The following is a 20,678-nucleotide window of genomic DNA, read 5'->3' on the forward strand; positions in this document are numbered from 1 at the left end:
CAGATCATTTTAGCGATAAACGAAATGCTTCAAACGGAGAAACGGGGCAGCGCCAATCCGCTGCAATGGCAATGACACTATCTTAAACTAGGCTAAATATTGTCTGGACAATGGGGGCCACTTAACCCATTGCTGATGTAATTGCTACAGTTGATAGGGTTGCAGTAGGGCGGTTGCTACCGCAACGTGGTAAGGCGTAATCCATAGCGCGCATTAGCAAGTAGCCAAGGATACGCATGGCTTCTTCGTTACCCTCCCGATAATCAGCCGGGGATTCTGTCGACACGCCAAGCCAACCGCGCGGCACCGAACGGCCAGACCCGCATAAAAGCAGGCATTCCCCCTTTCCCCGCAATTTTTTTGCCGCGCGGCGGCTATCGCCCTTATACTCTCTACGGTTAATCCCCCTCTTTTTCCTGCGCTTCTGACCGAGATACCCGCATGACCATCCGTTATACTTTGCTGATGTCTTATCTGCTGATTAGTTTGGCGTCGGCGTTGCTGATCACGTTGATGATTTTTGTGCATTTGCGGGAGATTTTGCGTGAGGAGATTGATAATAAGCTCCAGTCGCAAGCGTCGACGATTATGCAGCAAATCGACACGGCGTTGTTTGAGCGGTTTGAGAATATGACGATGTGGAGCCAGTTGGAGGTGATGCAGGAGATTCGGGTGGGGGATGTCGATAAGCGGTTGGCGCATGTCCTGAACGAGCTGCACAGCGGTTATGGCGGCATTTATGGGCAGATTTTTGTCGTCGACAATCAGGACAAGATCATTTCCGCCAGTGATAAGAAGCTGATCGGCGAATGGTATCCGCATACCGAGCCATGGCTTAGCGTCACCCATAAAGACCATACCCACGCGCTGCATTTTCTGGATGCCGAGCTGGAGCAGTTATATTTTTCCATCCCTATCCGCGATGCCTTTAAAAACGGTACGCTGGGGCAGTTGTATGCCAGTTTTGATTGGCGGGAGATGTTCCGGCTGTTGGATACGCCGTTGCCGTTCAGCCTGAAAGACTCGGCGACCTATGCGTTGCTGATTGACGGGGCGGGTAAGGTGATCGCTACGTCAACGGTGTTGCAAGGTCGGCCTTTGCCGTTTGCCAGTTTGCCGGAGCTGTTGCCGTTGATGGGGCAGAAAATGACGGGGTCGCTGACGACGACGGTGGATTTTTTGCATCATGAAGCCGTTTTGGTGGGTTATGCCAATTCGCAGGGCTACCGTTCGTTTAGCGGCTTTGGCTGGCGGGTGCTGATTCTCCAGCCCAGTAAAAACGCGCTGTTGCCGGTTTGGGATTTATGGGCGGCGATTCTGGCATTTTTAAGCTTGACCTTGGTGCTGGGTATTGTGGTGTCGTTTTGGATGTCGGCAAAAATTGCCCGCCCGATTGTCCAGTTGGCCAAGTTTACCCATGATTTTATGCTCGGTAAGCCGGTGGTGCCGCCGCTGGTCAATTCCAGCCAAGAAATTACCGATTTAAGTAGTCAGTTTGCGTTAATGATTGAGCATTTGGAGCAGTCGCGGCAGGATGTGGTCAGGGTTGCCAAATTGGCAGTGATTGGTGAAATGGCGGCGAGTATGGCGCATGAGGTGCGGACACCGTTGGGGATTTTGCGCTCGTCTGCACAAATTTTGCAGCGCGAACCGGAGCTGAGCGAGATCGGTCAGGAAATGGCGGGCTATATCCTGAGCGAAACCCAGCGCCTGAACGGTTTGGTGACGATGCTGTTAGAATGTGCCAAGCCGCGTGCGCCGCAGTTTGCCTATAATGATGCCCACGCGATTATCCGGCGTACCTTGGAATTGGTGCAAAGTCATGCCGAAGCGCGGCAGGTGCAGATTAGCGCCGATTTGGCTGCGACAAATTCACACTTGGATTGTGATAAAGATCACATCATTCAGGTGTTTTTAAATTTATTATTAAACGCCACCCAACACGTTAAGCTGGGCGGCCATATTGTGGTGGCAACCCGCAACCATGCCGACAGTTTTGAGGCGACCGTCAGTGACGATGGCCCTGGTATTACTGATGCCAATAAGGCTAAGGTGTTCGAGCCGTTTTTCACCCTGCGGCAAGAAGGGGTGGGGCTGGGGTTGACGGTTGTCCAGCAAATTGTTTTGGCACATCAGGGACGGATTTTTGTGACTGATAGCCCGTTAGGGGGCGCGTGTTTCCATGTCGTTTTACCTATGATCCATCAGGAAATTTAACAGAATGCCCAAACAAACGATTCTGGTCGTCGATGACGAGCCAAAAATGCGCCGCTTATTGGAGATTATGCTCACGCAGATGGAGTATTGCGTGGCGCAGGCGGGTAATGGCCTGCAAGCGTTGGCGATGCTGGCCGAGCAAACGTTCGATTTGGTGATTACGGATTTACGGATGCCGGAACTGGACGGCATCGGCCTGTTGCGGCAGTTGCGTGAACAAAATAATGAGGTGCCGGTGATTGTGGTCACGGCTTATGGTACGGTGGAGAGTGCCGTGGAGGCGATGAAATACGGGGCTAGCGATTATATTGTCCGCCCCTTTGAGTTGGATGCGGTGACTGCTTCGGTGCAACGGGCGTTGCGCTTAGGCAAGATGCAGCGGGAAAACCGTTATTTGCGGCAAGCGGTCGCGCAGGGTTGGCAGGGCTTTATCGGCAACAGCCCTGCCATGCAGCAAATTTACACGCAAATTCAGCAAGTTGCCGCGACCAAAACCAGTGTGCTGATCCAAGGCGAAACCGGGACGGGTAAGGAATTGGTGGCGCGGGCCATCCATAATGCCTCCCCCCGTGCCAAAGAGCTGTTCGTGTCGATCAATTGCGCGGCGATTCCGGCGGATATTTTGGAGAGCGAACTGTTTGGCTACAGTAAAGGCGCGTTTACGGGGGCGAATAAGGAGCGGGTCGGTAAGTTTGAATTGGCGGACGGCGGCACGTTGTTTTTGGACGAGATTACCGAAATGGACATCGGTCTGCAAGCGAAGTTGTTGCGGGTATTGCAGGAGCGCAGTTTGGAGCGTTTGGGTAGTAACCGTACCATTACGGTCGATGTGCGGGTGATTGCCGCGTCGAACCGTAATCCCCGGCAAGCGATTGTCGACCAGAAGTTGCGTGAGGATTTGTTTTATCGTCTGAATGTGTTCAACATCGCCTTGCCGCCGTTGCGGGAGCGGCGTGAAGACATTTTGCCGTTGGCGACGTTTTTCGTCGAAAAACATGCGCGTGATTTCGGGTTTGCCAGTCACGGTATTGAGGCCGATGCCCAAGCCTGCTTGCAGGCTTATAGCTGGCCGGGCAATGTCCGTGAGTTGGCGAATATGATGGAGCGGGCGGTGGTGTTAAGTGGCGGCAAAACCATCGGTATCGGCCATCTGCCCAGTGATGTGCTGGAGGATATGGCACCCGCGCAGGCGCAAGCCCAGAGTCCTACGGCGACGCTGGGCAGCCTTAACCAGCAGGTTGAGCAATTGGAAAAGCAACTGATTGGACAGGCGTTAAGCCAAACGGGTGACAATAAGGCTAAGGCCGCGCAGTTGCTGGATATTAGCGAGCGGTCTTTATGGTATAAGCTAAAGAAGTATTTTCCGGGCTGATATGGGTTGCGGAGACTACGCTTTAGTGAGTCAGAAATTAGGGCATCCCCCGTTCTTTAAGTAAGTTTTTGTCAAAAAATTCGTTACTTCACTGTATTTGTCATCAATTTTTGGTAAAGTCCGCACTATCTGTATAACTATCCGTTTACAGAACAATAACAGCCGCCTGTTTTAGCCTCTATTACTGCGTTTAAGGCGGCCATGGCTGGGGCAGGCGGTTTTTCAGTAATCTATAATGAGAGATATTAACAATGGCTATTATTAGTGGCAATCAAAAAAGCAATACGCTGAGCGGAACGGGTCAAGCGGATATCATTTATGGCTATCAAGGCAATGATGTGCTGTCAGGTTTGGACGGTAACGATGTCTTGTTTGGTGGTAATGGTGATGATGTGTTAACAGGGGGCTTGGGCGACGATACCTTGGCGGGTGGTCAAGGCGCCGATACTTATCTGTTTGCCAGCGGTGACGGTGTCGATACCATTTATGATAATGGCGATTCCCAAAACATCGTCAAGTTTAGCAATATTGCGTCTACGGACGTGACCGCGCTGTATGACGACAGCAGCAACCACAGTTTGGTGTTAGAGTACGCTAATGGCGACCAAATTACCGTCAATGATTTTTTTGGCGGCGGCGCAGATGCTATCGGCCAATTCCAATTTACCGATACCACTTGGACGCTGGCTTATATTGCCAGCCATCACAATGGTACGGCGGCTAACGACCGTTTACAGGGGATTGATACCTTAAATAACACGATTAACGGTCTGGCTGGCGATGATACCTTAATGGGCGGCAGTCTGGCGGATACCTTGAGCGGTGGTGACGGTAACGATATGCTGCTCGGTTCTTTGGGTAATGATACGTTGGATGGCGGCGACGGCAACGATAGGCTGGGCGGCGGCAATGGCAGTGATGTATTGATGGGCGGTAGTGGCGATGATTTCTTGTTCGGGGGCAATGGCAGCGATACTTTCGTCGGCGGTTTAGGCAAAGATACGAATGTCTTAAGCGAAGAAAGAAGCCTGTTAGATGTCGTGCAGATCAGTGCAGGCGATAGTTTGGTCGGCAGTTATGATGTGGTGAATGGCTTTACCTTAGGCAAAAGCAGTGGCTCTGACCAATTGGATTTGGACAGTACGGCTATCGCCGCCAATACCACGGGTGTGGACGGCATTAATGCCGGGATTATCCATAGCCACGCCATTAGCCATGGCATTATCAGTTTTGATGATGCGGATACCTATAGCTCTGCTTTAGCGTTGCAAGGCAAAAATTTAGGCGATATTTTTACTTATTTGCAAACCAATTTGACGCAGGGCGAAACGGTCGCCTTTACGGATATTGGCAATACTTATGTGTTCCAAGATGAGGGTACACTGGACACGCTGGTGCAATTAACGGGTGTAACCGCTGCCCAATTGGCCACTACGTCCGTCGCTGGCGGGGTGTGGTTGGTGTAAGCTTCTGTTTGCCGCCTAGATTATAGGCGGCATTCTGCCTTGGAGGGGTAAGGCCAGTGGTTTGCCTTACGCCCTTAAGCCACCGCCGATACTGGCGGTGGCTTTTTAAAGGCTTCTGGTATGCTACCACTCGATCATCAAGTTTTTCATAAAGTCACCTCTAAATAGTGGAAAAGATTAGCGAAGAGCCAAGGCTTGTCAAGGTAGACGGCTCCCTCCCCTGATGGGTTGGGGTGGGGAGAATAAAATCAATGACTTATACATATAGCTCAGAGATTTTAATCAGACTGATTTCAGTCCGTTTAATGAAAAAAGCCTTGTTTAGATTCTCCCCACCCCAGCCCTCCCCATCAGGGGAGGGAGCCGGATTCCATTGCAACTTGTTGTTTTAAATTAATTTGTTAAAACTTTCAATACCCAGTAGCTGAACTATTTATCCGAATGTTAAAAACTTGATGATCGAGTACCAGAAGCCTTTTTTTCATCATCTTAGTTAATCACTAAGCTCTTGGCTAAGACAATGCCGGTGGCCTTGTCGCGTAGCCCTTTCCACTCGGCTATCATGCCGACTTTGATTTGTGCGGCATTTAAGGTGTAGCTGGAGGTGCTGTTCCAGATGATTTTTTTAGTGCCGACAAACACATAATGGTCGCCAAACGCGGTGATTTTTTTGCGGCCTTCATCCTTAACGGTATAGTTACCCACTGTGGGGGCTGGTTTGACGGTCATGCTGGTGGCATAACAGCCTGCTACTGGATCTAACGTGCCAGTAAAGTCAACCAGTTCGCCGGTCAAGAATCCGGTGGTGCCGCCCGTAAAGGTGGTGCCTGCCGCTGATGGTGTGTACCAGACATGGTCGGCCAGGTTCAGGCCACCATTCACGACAATAAAGTTGCGTCCTACCGAGGTGATGACGGCATCTTTGTTAGAACAAGTGGCGACGGCAGGGTTAATCACTACCGAGTAAGTATGGCTGGCGCTTGCTTGGGTGCTGTCGCTTAGGCCAATATTGACGCTGTAAGTGCCGGGGGTGGTGGGTGTGCCCAAGATGCTGCCATTACTGAAAGTCAGGCCGTTGGGCAAGCCGGTTGCTGTCCATACATAAGGCGGTGTACCGTTGGTGACGGTCAGACTGGTGCTGTACGCCGTTCCGACGGTTCCGGCAGGGAATGTGCCGTTAAAGTTGATGGTGGCGGGCGGCGGGTTGGTGTTGTCTTGGCTGATTTGCCACCATGAACCGTTGGTGTGGGCGGGGTTGATGATGCCGCTGTAGGAATAGCCATAAGGTTGTCCGTTACCCGCTAGCGTACAGTTAGTGCCTGCGGGTGCGTTGGCACAGCTGCTATAAAAGTTAACAATGGTGGCTTGTTCGTAATTGTACGCGCCCGTGACCAAGCCGACCGCGCCGGGAATGTCCGAGCCGGGGATGAAGACCAGCGTGTTCATGGAGTACGCTTGGGTGTCAGTGCCTTGCATGGTCGGCGCTAACCCGGTTAAGGTGCTGATGCCGCCGAAGATGTTCCACGCGTCGATATTGCCGGCGCTGTCGGTATGCACTTGTAGCGATTCGATAGGCGTGTTCAGGCCGGGGACGATGCCGTTAGTGTTCATGACCGTGACATAGCCGCTGACGAAATTGGCCGAAGGTAGGGTGATGTAGCTTTTCGAGGGAGCTAAGGGGGTGGTCGTGGTAAAGCTGATGGACAAATGGTCGCCTGTGCCCGTCAGATTCGGGCCATTATAAGTATAAATGGTATTGCTATAGGCCAATGCTGACATGCACAACAGTACAGGGGCAAGGCAGAGGGTCGTGGTTTTTTTCATGGCAAATCCTCGTGTTATGGAACCGTTGTTAGCGGTAGAGCAGCAACTATGCCAAGGCCTGTGACGCTAGGGAATACGCGGCGTTAAGATAAAGCCCGCCTGTCTTTCCCGCAAAATTGGTAGGGTTTATGGTGGTGGCATACTTATTTTGCAGGCATGGTTTTGAGGGATAGGGGATGGTGCACTGCTAAAGGTTAAAAAGACGCGGCTGGCCTGTCTTCGGTCAGGCTATCAGCAGAAAGTGTCTGTAAATCAGCAATAGCCTATGGGTAATTTGGCTGGCCTGTTGGGGGTATGATTGGCTTTAAGCCCTGTCCCAACAGGTTTGGCGGCACTTTACCCGTGTTGCGGAGGCGGCAGTTAATGCTTGTCCAGACAAGGCTTGCAACTTGCTTGTCATTTGTTAGGCGCGTGTGCACCTATGATGAGGTGATTTTCTGGGAGTGCGGATAAGATGCCCGCGCTCCTAAGGCTTTTAGGGGCGGTCGGCCTGCAACTATCTTGGACGGCAAAGGTCATAAAGGCCAGGACACTATTTTGGGGACGTTATGATAAAGCCGTTAACACTAATCGGGTTACTGTGGGTTTTGTTCAGTTCGACAGGGCGGGCTGCGCCGTTGTCGGGGGAGGATGTCAAATGGCTTAACCGGGTGACTTACGGTATAGACAATGCGACGGTCACCGCGTATTTGGCGCAGGGCAGGGCGCAGTATTTGAACCGGCAATTGCAAAAATATGTTGATGATCATGTACCCGCCCCAGTGGCTGATCTTATCGCGGCGATGCGCATTTCCCAAGAGCCGCCAAAAATGGCGGCGCTGGCGATGCAGGACGAGAACCGCCGTGTGAATAAACTGCCGCTTGAGCAACGCCAGCCCGCCAAATTACTGCTTAACCAGCAAGTCGGCGGCAAAATGCTGGAGGCCATGCAGCGGCATTTGTTACGCGCGGTGTATTCGCCCGCGCAATTGAAAGAGCAGATGGTGTGGTTTTGGTTTAACCATTTTAATGTCGCGCGGGATAAAGCGCCGATGGTGAAAATCCTGCTTGCCGATTATGAAGACCGCGCCTTGCGCCCGAATGCCCTAGGCCGTTTCCGTGATTTGGTCATGGCGACCTTACAGCATCCGGCCATGCTGGTGTATTTGGACAATACCCAAAATGCCGCCAATAAGATTAACGAAAATTATGCGCGGGAGTTGATGGAACTGCACACCCTAGGGGTGGACGGCGGTTATGTGCAACAGGACGTGCAGGCCTTGGCGCATATCTTAACGGGTGTGGGTATGAACTGGAGCGACCATTTCCCGCATTTGAGCGAACAGATGCAGCCTTATTACCGCCATGACGGCGGTTTTGAGTTTAACCCGAACCGCCATGATTTTTCGGACAAGGTGTTTCTGGGCAAGACCATTAAAGGCAACGGTTTCGCCGAGGTGGAGCAGGCCGTGGATATGTTGGTGCGCCACCCCGCCACGGCGCGGTTTATCTGCCACAAGTTGGCGGTCTATTGGGTTGCCGATGCGCCGCCGCCCGATTTGGAAGCGCGGATGGTGAAGGTCTTTAGCGCCACCGACGGCGACATTGCCGCGACCTTGCGGGTGTTGTTCGAGTCGCCGGCATTTACCGCTTCTTTAGGCACTAAGGTGAAAGATCCGATGCACTATGTGGTCTCGGCCTTACGTTTTGCTTACGAAGACCGCCCCATGAGCTATATGCAGCCTGCCGCCAATTGGCTGAACGATTTGGGCGAACCCTTGTTCGGCCATGACACGCCGGACGGTTACGGCATGACCGAAAAAGACTGGCTTAGCCCAGGGCAATTGACGCGGCGGTTTGAGATTGCCCAGCGTATCGGCGGCGGCAAAGCCCCATTGACCGGGCAGGGTGTTGACCCGAAAACCTTAACCGCACCCGTACTGACCAACCGCTTGTATTATCAGGCCTTTGAGCCGTATTGGTCGGCACAAACCAAAGCCGCCTTGGCAAAAGCGACCTCACAACCGGAATGGAACGGGTTTTTCCTGTCTGCGCCTGAGTTTATGTATCATTGATGGGCGGGTCACTACCCCCTGAGATTGGAGATTATTATGCACCGTCGGTTATTTCTTAAATCTGTCGCGGCGGCAGCGGGGGCTTTGTCTTGGCGTTCCGGGCTATATGCCGCACCCGCTACCGATACGCGGTTTTTGCTGGTGTTTTTGCGCGGCGGCTACGATGCCGCCAATATTTTAGTGCCGTACAGCAGCAGCTTTTATTACGAATCCCGCCCCACCTTGGCGATTGCCAAACCCGACCCCGCCGACAGCAAAGCGGTGTTGCCGCTCACCGCCGACTGGGGTCTACATCCGGCCTTAAAAGACAGCCTGTTGCCGCTGTATAACCAAGGCCAAGCCGCGTTTATCCCGTTTGCCGGGACGGATGACCTGACCCGTAGCCATTTTGAAACCCAAGACAGTATCGAATTTGCACCGCCGTTAGGGGGGCATAGCAATTATAGCTCCGGCTTTTTAAACCGCTTGGCGGGGGTGTTGACGGGGGCGCATCCGGTGGCCTTCACTAATGCCTTGCCGATCAGTTGCAAAGGCGATGTGATTATCCCTAACGTATCTTTAAAAGGGGTGGCGAAGAAAAACTTCGCCGACCGTCAGGCGGCGATTTTGGCGGAAATGTACCAGAACCACCCGTTGCAAAAATATGTCCAGGAAGGCATGGAAACCCGTCAGGATGTGGTGCAAAACTTGGCGCAAGAAATGGAAATGGCCAGCCGGGGGGCGATTGCTTCGCAAGGCTTCGCCAGCGAGGCGCAGCGCATGGGCTTGCTGATGCGCGATAAGTTTAATTTGGGCTTTGTCGATGTCGGCGGCTGGGATACGCACTTTAACGAAGGTGGCGCGGAAGGCCAGTTGGCGAATAAAATGGCGAAGCTGGGCGAAGGCTTGAACGTATTTGCCACCACCCTGGGCGGGGCGTTGTGGCAAAAGACCGTGGTGTTGGTGATTTCTGAATTCGGCCGCACCTTTCGGGAAAATGGCGACAAAGGCACCGACCATGGGCATGGTACGGTGTACTGGCTGTTAGGCGGCGGCATCAAAGGCAAGCAAATCGTCGGCGAACAACTGCGGGTCGAGCAGAAAATGCTCTTGGAAAACCGCGATTATCCGGTGCTGAATGATTACCGCAATATTATGGGCGGGTTGTTTCAGACCCAGTTTGGTTTGTCTGCCGGGCAAGTGCAGACGGTGTTTCCTAATGCCAAGCCTGTGCAGTTGGGGTTGTTGTAGGGGGTGGAGTGCAAAGGTCTTTAGCCTTTGCCAAGGGTCTAGGAGCGAACTCTTCGCTTAAATCACCAAACGGATTATTTCGCTATTTTTTCTTACTTTGTGAAGTAGTTCATAGAATTGTCAGCACTGAGCGGCCTATAATGGCTGTTTGCCTTTAATTGCTGAGTTATTGAGATGCTATGAAAAATTTACAACAGGGAGAAAATATTTCCTTATCCCAAGCTGGAATAACCGGGTCAAACCTATTTTCTGGCATCAGTTGGATTACCCAATCAGGGCAGCAAGTCGATATAGATGTGAGTGCTTTTTTGCTTAATGCCGAAGGCAAGGTCAGCGGCGATGGCGACTTTATTTTTTATAATCAAAAAGAAGACGCTTCCAAAAGTATCCTGCTTGATACGGAGCCTAATAATTATAACGATGTGCAGTTGTTTTCTATTAACTTAAGCAAGTTGCCCGCATATATCTCTAAAATTGTATTTGTGGCAACCATAGACAATGCCGTAGGGGAACCTAAATGTTTTGGTGGTGTGGGGGAGCTTTGTATCCGCATTTTTGAACCTGACGCATTTAACGAGAAGACAATCGTGTATAAGCCTAATCAGCTTAATAGAGAAACCTCAGTTTCCTTGGGGGAGTTGTATTTGCATCAGTCTACTTGGAAATTTAGGGCTTTAGGGCAAGGGTTTGAATCTGGGCTTGATGCGTTGGCGCAAACCTACGGAGTTGATCTGTCTTGTGATACCCAGCCTGTCGGCGACCGTTTCGTTGATCAGGCGATGGTAGAAAACGAAATTCGTATCAATAAGCAAATAGGGATGTTTTTGCCCAAAATTAAGAATGCCGTTGAACAAAATCTCAATGAAAGCAATACCAGAATGGTATTAGACCGTATTTTTATGGAGGTTTTAGGCTATAAGATGGAAGAAGTGAGAGCTGAGGTAAAAATACAAGGCAGAAGGGCGGATTATGTTTTATCGGTTGATGGCAAGGATGTTATTGTTGTTGAGGCCAAAAAAGCGGGTATGGCATTAAAAGAAGAGCAGATTTTTCAAGCCTCATCTTACGGCGCTTATTCGGGGATAAAATACGTTTTACTGACTAATTTGGTTCAGTTCATCTTGTTTAAGGTTGAAACGCATGACATTGTTGAGCAAGAGCTTATTTTTAGCATTGATGTATTAGATGGCTTTGATAGCAAAAATATTAAGGAACTGGCTTTGGTTTCAAGATATGGGATGACCAGGATTGGGTTATTGGAAAGCTATTGCGATCAAGTTATAGCAACAAGCCCCAGCAATATCGGCAGGCTGTTATTGACTGGCGAAATTTTAGACAAGCTAAAAAGTATCATTAAACGCGAGCAGAACATTGATGTTTCCCAAGAGCAAATCCAAGAAACTATAGAATTTTTTCTGAATATATAGGGGACTTAATGGGGTGGAATAATGAGTAATGCCGCAACATACCTTTTGCGTTTGCCCCATTCTATGAAAAAGGCGGTGGACGAGATTGCCAAACAAGACGGAACCAGCGTTAACCAGTTTATAGCAACCGCTGTTGCCGAAAAAATTAGTGCGATGAATACTGCCGAGTTTTTCGCCGAACGCCGCGAGCGGGCGGATATGGGGGCTTTTATGCAGATTCTGACCCGCCAAGGTGGGAAACCGCCTTGTCAAGGTGATGAGCTGTAAATGACAGCCCTTGCTGATGACCGTGGGTTATGGCAAGGGTATCTCCTGACCTATTGGGTTAGGCGCGAGGTTAAAGCCCTCGGCAAAGGCTAAAGAGCTTGACTATGTCACCGTTAATTGTTGAAAAATTTTTATTTTCGGCGCAAAGCCTTATTTAAGGCGGATTGTGGCTTTTACACAAAGCCACGTCATTTAAGTCTTCCACAATTAACGGTGACATAGCCAATAGCTTTGCACTCCGCTGGAAAAGCCGCACCGAATGGAGTGCCATAGTCTTTGGCTATTGCACGATATAACCGTGTGTATCAACGTTTAGCCCACCTTCTGTCACCACTCAAACAATTTCCACATATTAACATGGCTGCCCCGGTCTAAGTCGCTGTTGCGGCTGTCGAACAGGCCGTCGCCATTGTTGTCGAGAAAATAGTAGGCAGGACCTATATCGGGGACAATTTTGATCATGTATAAGCGGCCACCGCGACGGTATTCTTGGATGATCTTTTTGCCGCTGCGCAGGATGGTGATTTCCGGTTCCATGTTTTCGCCGCTTTCTACCTGTGCGGGCGGTTCGGGTACGTCCGGCACGTTTTCGGGTGTGGGCGGTGGGGTATCTTCCGCCAGCGTATAGAGCGGGTAAACGGTCAGGAACAGTAGAATAAGACGGCGCATAAGGTAAGCCTCCAGCAGGGTTAATCAGGCTTATCTTAGTACAGTTTTTAGTTATTTGCTGAACTAAACCCTAATTAACCGCAATGCACTGGGTTAAGCGACGGTTTTTTGGTCGCCCGCTAGTCAGGATGGGCAGAAAATCAGCGTGTTAGGTTGGGTTGCTGGCGATATTTAAGTGTGTGGATAAAATGGCCTCGGCGCGGGTGGTTTCGCTGGAGTGCGGGCAAGATGCCCGCGCTCCGGTTTTGTTATAAGCAATCGCCGTATTGCATGATGAGCAGGCGGCAATCGAATAGGGTGTTTGGGTGTTGGCTGCTGAGGTAAATCCGTAAGGCTAAGTCCAGGTACAGGGCGATGGTCATTGTCCGTGCCAGTGCGCCATACACTTTATAGCGGCTGTGGCGGGTGCACTGCCAGACCGATACAGTCCACCAAATAATTGGCAGGAACAGCATACCATGCACGGTTTTCCAACTGGCGATGGTGTAGGTGACGGCGGCGATGCGGTAGTCGGCGTAATAGAGTACACCGTTAACGAACAGGAAAAATGGCCAGAACGCCCGCCAGAGGCGCAATTCGCCCAGCCAGGCGGCTTTGAGGAATTGGTACCAGTTTTTGCCGGGCTTTTCTTGCCAGGTGCGTTGCGGTTCGGGCGTGTAGACATACACCAAGCCGCCGATTGCCGCCAAGAACACGACAGCTTCTATGGCACTAAAGAGATGGATGTAGGTAAAAATAATCGGTAATGTGGTGATAAACATCGTTTGCCGTCCTCCTTGGATTAGTGGGTCTACTAAGGGTGTTTGATTTATTGTCAAGTGGATGGCTTGTTTGGTGTCGGTCTTGGCCGGAGCTGTTCGGTTTGCCGCCGCTTTTAAGCGGTAAATCTTAAAGCGGGTCTGTTGAAGCGGGCGATAGTGGGAAATGTCGGGCAGAAAAGCGTGCCCGACCTACCAAGCAGGTTGGCTTCTATTGTTATTAAGAGATTGATTTTTTAGTAACTATTTTTATGGCAGTTTGGCAAAGCCACCGATTTTTTTGCTTACCACGAAGGACACGCCGTCCGCTTCTTCTAAGCTTAGTGTCCTTCGTAGTTAAGGTTTGTCAATGCCGCTGTTTTGGGCGTTACAGGAAAAAGAACGGGTTTTTGGTGACGGCGACAATGCCGATATAGACAAAACAGGCCATTGCTCCGGCAAAGGCCAGCCAGCGGTCGCGGCCACGGGTTTTCAGGGTGATGATACCTAAGCCGATGTAACCCAGCAGGGCGATGACTTTCGCGATTAACCAGCCTGTTTCGCCCGCTAACCAAGGCCCTTGGAACACTAAGATAATGCCGCTGAGCAGCAGTAGGGTATTGATGACGTGCGGGGCGATTTTTAAGAACGGTTGTTTGAGGAAAGCCGGGTGGGTTTCCGATAAGATGACCCGTCCGACAAAGCTGACAATCGACAGCAAGATAAAGGTAAGGTGGATAGTTTTAATCATGGGGTTCTCGGTTTGGAAGCATAAGCGCTTCGGTTAAAGGGTGCGCTAGGGCCGCCTCGGCGGCGGTATAGTGCGGCTTAATGTTAGTTATCAGTAACGGCGTTCACCTATAGGTGCGCCTGGTTTTTGTTCCTTCCCCCCTTTGGCAATGCCATCACAAAGGTGGTTTAGCGACAGATGAGCGGGATGTTAGGTTTATTATCCGTTTGGGCTTGGCACAGGAGCGGTGTATTGCCATTATACAGCTTACTGCCTGTCTTATAGGTCTGCACTTATCTTAAGCCTTCGGCAAAGGTCGCCCGGCACCAGGGCTGTTAGGCGTTACGGATGCTGGCTTTCTGTTTGCCAGTAGCGGCTATTTATCCCCAAGGTGTTTTTATTTTCTCTAAATCAATCGCTATCGGTAAGTTTATCCCTTTCGCTTGCGGTTTGTCACTTGATTTCCGCTAATAACGTTGCCGTCATTTGTTCGGCTTGCCGGGCGTAGCCGCCGCCGAACAGGTTCAGATGGTTGAGGATGTGGTAGAGATTGTAGAGGGTTTTGCGGGTGCTAAAACCGGGGTCTAGGGGCCAAGCGGCTTGGTAGGCGGCGTAAAAATCGCGGTCGAAGCCGCCGAACAGTTCGGTCATGGCTAAATCGGTTTCGCGGTCGCCGTAATAACAAGCGGGGTCGAAGATGACGGGCTGGCCGTGACTGTCCACCGCGCTGTTGCCGCCCCATAAGTCGCCGTGCAGTAGGGATGCTTGGGGTTGGTAGGTGCTAAAGAACGCGTCCAGCCCCAGACACAGTTGCTCGCCCAGTTGTTGCAGGCGGCCGCCGTAGCCGTTGGTTTGGGCTAGCCGTAATTGGTGGCCTAGGCGTTGGTCGCGCCAGAAGTTGACCCAGTCGGTGTAAACGGGGTTGGGTTGCGGGGTGCTGCCGATGGTGTTGTCGCAGATCCAACCAAAATGGTTTTGGCGTTGCCGATGCAGTGCGGCTAGGCCTTGCCCCAGCAAACGGCTGGCGGCGGGGCTGGAACTGCCCCAATCGATATGCTCTAGGACTAAAAACGCCTGTTCGGCGGTAGCGCCACAGACAATGGGGCGGGGGACGCGCAGGGTGCGGGTTGCCGTGAGCGCCTGTAAGCCCGTTTGTTCGGCGTTGAACATGGGCAATAGGGCAGGGCGGTTGAGTTTGACAAAATAGCGCTGGGATTTGCCGTGTAAGCAGTATGCGGCGTTGATGTCGCCGCCAGACAGCGGTTGGGCAGAGAGAAGGGTGAAGGTTTCGCCTGTGCAGGCACTGATTTGTCCGGCGATGTGCCGGAAGGTGTCGGTGTGGTTCACAGTGGGGAGTCCGCTGGCAGTAAAGGGGTGCGGATAGTATAAAGCGGTTGGCGGCGGATAACAGCCTTGTGGGCGTTGTTATCCGCGCCTAGGGGGAGGTTTAGGAAGCGAAGACGAATTTCACGCCGATCAGCAATAACACGGTCGCCAAAACGGGCCGCAGGAAGCGTTCGGGGATTTTCGCGCTCAGGTGGCTACCGACCCAGATGCCGGGGATGGAGCCGACCAGCAAGCTGCCTAACAGCACCACGTCAACGTTGCCTAAAGCCCAATGGCCTGCACCCGCCACGGCGGTTAACGGGATGGCGTGTGCCAAGTCAGTACCGACAATTTTGACGGTTTTCATTTTTGGGTATAAGAACAATAAGGCGACCGTACCCAAAGCCCCTGCACCGACTGACGACAAGGTGACTAAAATCCCTAAGACCGCTCCTGTTAAAATAGTGGCGGGGATTTGCATCCGTTTAAAACGGCCTATAGCTTGCAGGTCTTCGTCTTGCGGTTCGTCGTCGGCGATTTTGTCTTCAATGCCCGCCGCCTCTTTAAGCTGTTTGGCGCGGCGCATCATGATGCTGCGCACCAGCAAGGACGTGGCGGTCAGTAACAAGGCAATGCCTAAGGTAAAGGTAATCGCGCCAGTGATTTCTTTGCCGATTTCCATCAGATGCTTAAGCACCAGCAAGGTGGCGATGGCAAACGGTAAGCTGCCTGCGGCTAACCATCTGACCACTTTCCAATCGACTGAGCTGTGTTTGGTATGGTGTACCCACACGCCGCCGGTTTTGGTAATGGCGGCGAACATCAAGTCGGTGCCGACCGCTACCGAGGGCTTAAAGCCGAACAAGAACACCAATAAAGGGGTCATTAAGGAACCGCCGCCCACACCCGTGATACCGACCAGCAGGCCGACCAGCAAGCCAGAAAGAGAATATGCCAGATTCATAAAAAATAGTCCATGCCATGATTAAAAATGATATGGCTGCATATTAACAGGGCTTGGCTATAACAATTAATGATATGTTATTCTATGTTTATCTTATTTGATTATATAGAATGGGTTTATGAAGTTGCATCAGTTGCGGTATGTGCGGGAGATTGTCCGCCAGAATTTGAATGTTTCCCATGCTGCCGAGACTTTGCATACCTCGCAATCGGGGGTCAGCAAACAAGTCCAGTTGTTGGAAGAAGAGCTGAACCTGCATATTTTTGAGCGTCACGGCAAGCGCCTGACCGGGGTGACCGAATCCGGCGGGCTTATTGTAGCACTGGCGGAGCGGGCGTTGCGGGAAATTGAAAATATTAAGCGCGTCAGCGAAGAATTTAGCCAGAAAGAAACCGGGATTTTGACTTTAGCGACCACCCATACCCAAGCCCGGTATCGCTTGCCGTCGGCGGTGCAGGCGTTCATCCGGCGCTATCCTGATGTTAAGCTGCATATCCACCAAGGCACGCCCACCCAAGTCGCCGAGCAAGTCGCCAGAGGCGAGGCGGACATCGGCATCGCCACGGAAGTGATTAATGGTTTTGAGAAGCTGCTGTGCTTCCCCTGTTATGAATGGAACCGCTGCATCATTGCCCCACACTCCCATCCCTTATTTGACGGTGAGCCGTTAACCTTAGCAAAAATAGCCCTTTATCCGTTGGTGACGTATGATTTTACCTTTACGGGCGGGTCGTTGGTTAACCGGGTTTTTTCCGAAGCGGGGCTGACCCCAAATGTGGTGCTGACCGCGATTGATGCCGATGTGATTAAGACTTATGTCAATCTGGGGTTGGGTATCGGCCTGCTGGCGAATATCGCTTATGACCCTGAACGCGACAGCGGTTTGGGGATGGTCGATGCCAGCCATTTGTTTCCGGCCAGCACGACTTACTTAGGCATCCGCCGCGACACTTACTTGCGCGGCTATATGTACGGGCTTATCCACCTGCTCGCCCCGCAATTTGACCGCAAGGCGATAGATGCGGCCTTGTTGGCGGGGTAGGGGGGATTATCCATAGTCCGCGTAAGAAAAATAAAGAATTATCGCTTCATTAAGGTATAATCGCCCACTTAAAAAAGGGGGCATTTAAGCAAGAATAACCACCCCCCGGGCATCTTAAAGTTATTCGGAAATTGAGAGTTATGAAAAAAGTTAACGTTGCGTTAGTCAGAGTGCTACAGTTCGTGGTGTTTGTGTCGTTCACCTTTATGGTAATCGCCTATTTTGGGGCAATGGTGTTGTTGCCGCTGGACATTATTGTCCTGTTGACCAAACTGATGGGTGTTTTCGGCCTGAATGGCTTTATCGCCGCCTTTATCGCGGTGCCAGCCGTCGGTTATTTGTGCATGATGGTGTACAAAACCCCCGGTTTAAGCCAAATGATTGTTGATACGGGTATTGATCTGGTGCAAACCGGCAAAACTCGTGTCGAAGCGTTTAACGGTATTGTTGAAGCCGTTAAAGCCTAAGGGCGGACGCGGGTAGCCCGCTGTAAAGCGGGTGGGCAATAAAAAAGGGCGTGCCTTGGGGTACGCCCTTTTTTATTGCTTGGCGTTTGGGCGTTTACTGGAAACGCGCGTTAATAAATGCGGCAATGTGCTGGATTTCTTCGATACACACCGAATGTTCCATCAGGTAATCGTGCCATTTGACGTGGTAGGCTAGGGCATTGAGCGCGTCATAAGCGGCTTTGGCGGTTTCAATGGCGACGACGTTATCGAGGATGCCGTGCGCCATAAAAATGGGGGTGTTGTAATTGGCGGCGCTGCCTTCGGTTTTTAATTGCCCGACGGTGGGCAGGTAGGTGGACAGGGCGACTATCCCCGCCAGTTTGTGCGGATAGCGCAGGCCGGTATGCAGGGCGATCACCCCACCTTGCGAGAAGCCCGCCAGCAGGATATGGTCGGCGGGGATGCCTTTGTCGATTTCTTTCTGGATCAGCAGGTTGATGGCGGCGGCGGATTGGTAAATGCCGTCGGTGTCGACTTTTCTGTCTAAGGTCGCTTCGAGGATGTCGTACCACGAGCGCATTTTCGCGCCGCCGTTGATGGTCACGGCCTGGATAGGGGCGTTAGGGAAGATAAAATGGATATGGGCGGCGGCGTGCAGGTGCAGTTCTGGGACTATCCCTTCAAAATCGTGGCCGTCTGCCCCTAAGCCATGCAGCCAGATCACAGAATAGGTATGCGCCGCTGTCGGCAGTATTTCAATACAGGTGAGTTCAGAAGCCATAGCAAAGTCAGGTAAGTGGGTGAAAGATGGGCTTAATTTACCATGCCTGTTAGGCAAAGCAATACGCCAGCGGTGCTTGTGTTAAGGCGGCTGCGGCTTTTGTGAAAAAATCTGGGTACAATAGCCGCTTAACCTCCGTTTATTTTTTGTCATTCTGCCATGATAGACCATTTTATTTTCATTATGTTGCTGTTGTCGGGTTTCTTTTATTGGTATCACGGGCAAAAAGTCAAAGAACTGGCCTATAAGGCGACCCGCGAGCATTGCCAAGCGGTGCAGGTGCAGATGCTCGACGAGTATGTCGCCGGGCATAGTTTATGGTTTAAGCGCGATAAGTACGGCAAAATGCAGCTGCGGCGCACGTTTACCTTTGAGTTTGCCTCGACGGGTGAGCAGCGTTATAACGGCAAGATCATCATGCTGGGCGAGCAGGTCGAGTCCATCGTCATGGAGCCGTATCGGGTCGATTGGGGGTAAGGTTATGGCTAAACAGGAGACTATCATGCAACATTGCCCTTCATGCGGTCACGAACGGGATTTGACTGCCATGCGCTGCCCGGAATGCGGCAGCTTTTATTCCAAAGTCATCGAGCTGATCGAGCAGGAAGCCGCCGCTGAAGAACAGGCCAGCTTAAAAGGGCGGTGGCGGCGGGTGATCGGCGCGGCGGACAAACGCCATGCGCTTGCTGAGGAGTATCGGCAATTTAAGGCGGGCTTGACCTTAACGGCTAAATTTACCTTGTGGGTGATTGTCGCGTTTGTGTTTGCGCTGGTGGTGACGGTGTTGTGAGTGGGGATAATCGGTTAGCTTAGGTTGTCTTACTATGGCGGGTGTTGCGGGCAAGATGCCCGCGCTCCAGCCCTATCCATTCTATGTTACTAGCCTTATGACCTAAGCTTCTTAAGCTCAGGGGCTAATTTTGCCATTAAGGCCAGCATATAATGTTGGCGGTTAGCATTAGGAATGACTTGGCCGTTCGCTTCATTGAATTTTATCAAGTCAGCGTAAGCAAAATGATCACCTTTTTGTGGTTTATCAAAATCATGGCCATCTGGCTTAAAAAGTTGCAGCAAGCCAAGTGATGCTCAGAAACCTTTATGCTAACCGGATTACAAAAGTTTTTTATCGGCTATACTCTTTAAGGGTGGCGGCATAAAACCATCCGTTAACGATTTTTCAACCCACTTAAAGAGTCTGATTATGAAACTGTCCCACGTTTGGCCGTTGTTCTTGTTACCGCTATCAGGCATTGCCCTTGCCACCCCCGATCCTTTGTTAAGAGTCGTGGTCGCCTCACCCGCCATGCCCACGAACAGCAACAGCAATAGCTGCACCATAGATGGCAACGGCAAAGTAATTGTCCAACACACGGTCAACATCTCCACCTCAGGCCCTAGCCTGACATCCAGAGAAGTAAGGGCCGCCAAGTTAAGCGTGGCTGAGATAAAAGCCGTCATTGCCACCGCCGCACAAGGCACGATAACCGGCAAGGCCACCACTGGCGGCTATACCCATCAGTATTTCGCCTACCAAACCCAAAATAGCCACACCCAGAAAATTTTCCTATTGGATAAAGTGGGCGGCGGCTTAATCAACGACTCGCTGGCGGTAACGCCATTGACTAAATTTATGGACAGCGTCTGCGGTGACTTATCGTTCGTGCCGTACCAAGACACGGCCAAAGCCAAATTCTCCGAAGTGGTTTTTGACACATACGGTGTTAAAGCGGCCGCTGAAGTGTGCGGCCAGGCCAATAACGGCTTTGGCACACCCGGTTCGGCGGGCGCGTGTGACGGCACACCAACAGGCGACTACTACATGCATATCGCCCTAGATCAAATAGCCCAAAAAATTGCCGCAACCCCACCCGCTGACGCGACCACAGCGTCCGTCACCGTTGTCCAACCCGATAACAATCATATGACCATTACGGCCACTGCCGCTACCACCAATGGCCTGAATGGCGAAACCTATATCCTTAACGGCACGTATTACAACAGCGGTTTCCTTATTTGGAGTGTAGATCCCGTCTCTACCTGCAAAGGTGTAGGTATTTGCTGATGGCCTGTTGCATAAAATAACCGCGTCGCTTGGCAAACGGCAAAAAATTGTAGAGACGTTG

20 protein-coding genes are annotated in these 20,678 nt (G+C 51.5%); 12 read left to right on the forward strand and 8 right to left on the reverse strand.

All coding sequences use genetic code 11. The features are described from left to right. Window positions 1-441 precede the first annotated feature (441 nt). The 3 genes from AADEFJLK_RS10125 to AADEFJLK_RS10135 all read left to right on the forward strand — a co-directional run bounded on the left by AADEFJLK_RS10125 (window position 442) and on the right by AADEFJLK_RS10135 (window position 5,055). Window positions 442-2,217 (forward strand): sensor histidine kinase, encoded by a 1,776-nt coding sequence (locus tag AADEFJLK_RS10125; RefSeq protein ID WP_103974180.1) that lies wholly within the window; start codon window positions 442-444, stop codon window positions 2,215-2,217. 4 nt (window positions 2,218-2,221) lie between these two features. Next, window positions 2,222-3,589: a sigma-54-dependent transcriptional regulator gene (locus tag AADEFJLK_RS10130; RefSeq protein ID WP_088618230.1), complete on the forward strand. Its 1,368-nt coding sequence runs from the start codon at window positions 2,222-2,224 to the stop codon at window positions 3,587-3,589. Between the two features lie 251 nt (window positions 3,590-3,840). Further along, window positions 3,841-5,055 (forward strand): calcium-binding protein, encoded by a 1,215-nt coding sequence (locus AADEFJLK_RS10135; protein ID WP_103974181.1) that lies wholly within the window; start codon window positions 3,841-3,843, stop codon window positions 5,053-5,055. A gap of 489 nt (window positions 5,056-5,544) precedes the next feature. Here AADEFJLK_RS10135 and AADEFJLK_RS10140 read toward each other — a convergent pair whose 3' ends face one another. Further along, on the reverse strand, window positions 5,545-6,879 hold the full coding sequence (locus AADEFJLK_RS10140) for an Ig domain-containing protein (protein WP_103974182.1): 1,335 nt from the start codon (window positions 6,877-6,879) through the stop codon (window positions 5,545-5,547). Between the two features lie 548 nt (window positions 6,880-7,427). Between AADEFJLK_RS10140 and AADEFJLK_RS10145 the strand changes: the two genes are divergently transcribed. The 4 genes from AADEFJLK_RS10145 (at window position 7,428) to AADEFJLK_RS10160 (ending at window position 11,857) form a co-directional block, all read left to right on the forward strand. Then, complete coding sequence (locus AADEFJLK_RS10145; RefSeq protein ID WP_103974183.1) at window positions 7,428-8,933, forward strand: DUF1800 domain-containing protein; 1,506 nt, start codon at window positions 7,428-7,430, stop codon at window positions 8,931-8,933. Window positions 8,934-8,969: 36 nt separating this feature from the next. Continuing rightward, complete coding sequence (locus tag AADEFJLK_RS10150) at window positions 8,970-10,163, forward strand: DUF1501 domain-containing protein (protein WP_088618947.1); 1,194 nt, start codon at window positions 8,970-8,972, stop codon at window positions 10,161-10,163. Between the two features lie 179 nt (window positions 10,164-10,342). Then, window positions 10,343-11,590, forward strand: a complete 1,248-nt coding sequence (locus tag AADEFJLK_RS10155) for a TerD family protein (protein WP_103974184.1) — start codon at window positions 10,343-10,345, stop codon at window positions 11,588-11,590. 21 nt (window positions 11,591-11,611) lie between these two features. Then, on the forward strand, window positions 11,612-11,857 hold the full coding sequence (locus AADEFJLK_RS10160; protein ID WP_103974185.1) for a YlcI/YnfO family protein: 246 nt from the start codon (window positions 11,612-11,614) through the stop codon (window positions 11,855-11,857). 327 nt (window positions 11,858-12,184) lie between these two features. Here AADEFJLK_RS10160 and AADEFJLK_RS10165 read toward each other — a convergent pair whose 3' ends face one another. The 5 genes from AADEFJLK_RS10165 to AADEFJLK_RS10185 form a co-directional block, all read right to left on the reverse strand. Continuing rightward, window positions 12,185-12,526: a DUF2782 domain-containing protein gene (locus AADEFJLK_RS10165; protein WP_088618948.1), complete on the reverse strand. Its 342-nt coding sequence runs from the start codon at window positions 12,524-12,526 to the stop codon at window positions 12,185-12,187. Between the two features lie 248 nt (window positions 12,527-12,774). Next, entirely contained in the window at window positions 12,775-13,287 is a 513-nt protein-coding gene (locus AADEFJLK_RS10170; protein ID WP_103974186.1) for a hypothetical protein, read from the reverse strand. A 364-nt stretch (window positions 13,288-13,651) separates the two neighbouring features. Beyond that, entirely contained in the window at window positions 13,652-14,014 is a 363-nt protein-coding gene (locus AADEFJLK_RS10175; RefSeq protein WP_088618950.1) for a SirB2 family protein, read from the reverse strand. 432 nt (window positions 14,015-14,446) lie between these two features. Beyond that, window positions 14,447-15,340, reverse strand: a complete 894-nt coding sequence (locus AADEFJLK_RS10180; RefSeq protein ID WP_103974187.1) for a fructosamine kinase family protein — start codon at window positions 15,338-15,340, stop codon at window positions 14,447-14,449. A gap of 100 nt (window positions 15,341-15,440) precedes the next feature. Beyond that, entirely contained in the window at window positions 15,441-16,283 is an 843-nt protein-coding gene (locus AADEFJLK_RS10185) for a sulfite exporter TauE/SafE family protein (RefSeq protein ID WP_103974188.1), read from the reverse strand. Between the two features lie 118 nt (window positions 16,284-16,401). Between AADEFJLK_RS10185 and AADEFJLK_RS10190 the strand changes: the two genes are divergently transcribed. Further along, on the forward strand, window positions 16,402-17,325 hold the full coding sequence (locus tag AADEFJLK_RS10190; protein WP_103974189.1) for a CysB family HTH-type transcriptional regulator: 924 nt from the start codon (window positions 16,402-16,404) through the stop codon (window positions 17,323-17,325). Between the two features lie 140 nt (window positions 17,326-17,465). Then, entirely contained in the window at window positions 17,466-17,792 is a 327-nt protein-coding gene (locus AADEFJLK_RS10195; RefSeq protein WP_088618955.1) for a hypothetical protein, read from the forward strand. A 94-nt stretch (window positions 17,793-17,886) separates the two neighbouring features. Here AADEFJLK_RS10195 and AADEFJLK_RS10200 read toward each other — a convergent pair whose 3' ends face one another. After that, a complete protein-coding gene (locus AADEFJLK_RS10200; protein ID WP_103974190.1) occupies window positions 17,887-18,555 on the reverse strand; it encodes an alpha/beta hydrolase in 669 nt (222 codons plus the stop codon). A 159-nt stretch (window positions 18,556-18,714) separates the two neighbouring features. Here AADEFJLK_RS10200 and AADEFJLK_RS10205 point away from each other — a divergent pair, with 159 nt between their 5' ends. Together AADEFJLK_RS10205 and AADEFJLK_RS10210 are read left to right on the forward strand one after the other, a co-directional pair. Continuing rightward, window positions 18,715-19,032 (forward strand): DUF3301 domain-containing protein, encoded by a 318-nt coding sequence (locus tag AADEFJLK_RS10205; protein WP_088618957.1) that lies wholly within the window; start codon window positions 18,715-18,717, stop codon window positions 19,030-19,032. A 25-nt stretch (window positions 19,033-19,057) separates the two neighbouring features. Then, window positions 19,058-19,345 (forward strand): hypothetical protein, encoded by a 288-nt coding sequence (locus AADEFJLK_RS10210; RefSeq protein ID WP_103974191.1) that lies wholly within the window; start codon window positions 19,058-19,060, stop codon window positions 19,343-19,345. A gap of 95 nt (window positions 19,346-19,440) precedes the next feature. Here AADEFJLK_RS10210 and AADEFJLK_RS23920 read toward each other — a convergent pair whose 3' ends face one another. Beyond that, complete coding sequence (locus tag AADEFJLK_RS23920) at window positions 19,441-19,629, reverse strand: hypothetical protein (protein ID WP_146054554.1); 189 nt, start codon at window positions 19,627-19,629, stop codon at window positions 19,441-19,443. 127 nt (window positions 19,630-19,756) lie between these two features. Between AADEFJLK_RS23920 and AADEFJLK_RS10215 the strand changes: the two genes are divergently transcribed. Beyond that, entirely contained in the window at window positions 19,757-20,617 is an 861-nt protein-coding gene (locus AADEFJLK_RS10215) for a hypothetical protein (protein ID WP_103974192.1), read from the forward strand. Window positions 20,618-20,678: the final 61 nt, after the last annotated feature.

The sequence above is a fragment of the Methylovulum psychrotolerans genome (assembly GCF_002923755.1).
Taxonomy (GTDB): Bacteria; Pseudomonadota; Gammaproteobacteria; order Methylococcales; family Methylomonadaceae; genus Methylovulum; species Methylovulum psychrotolerans.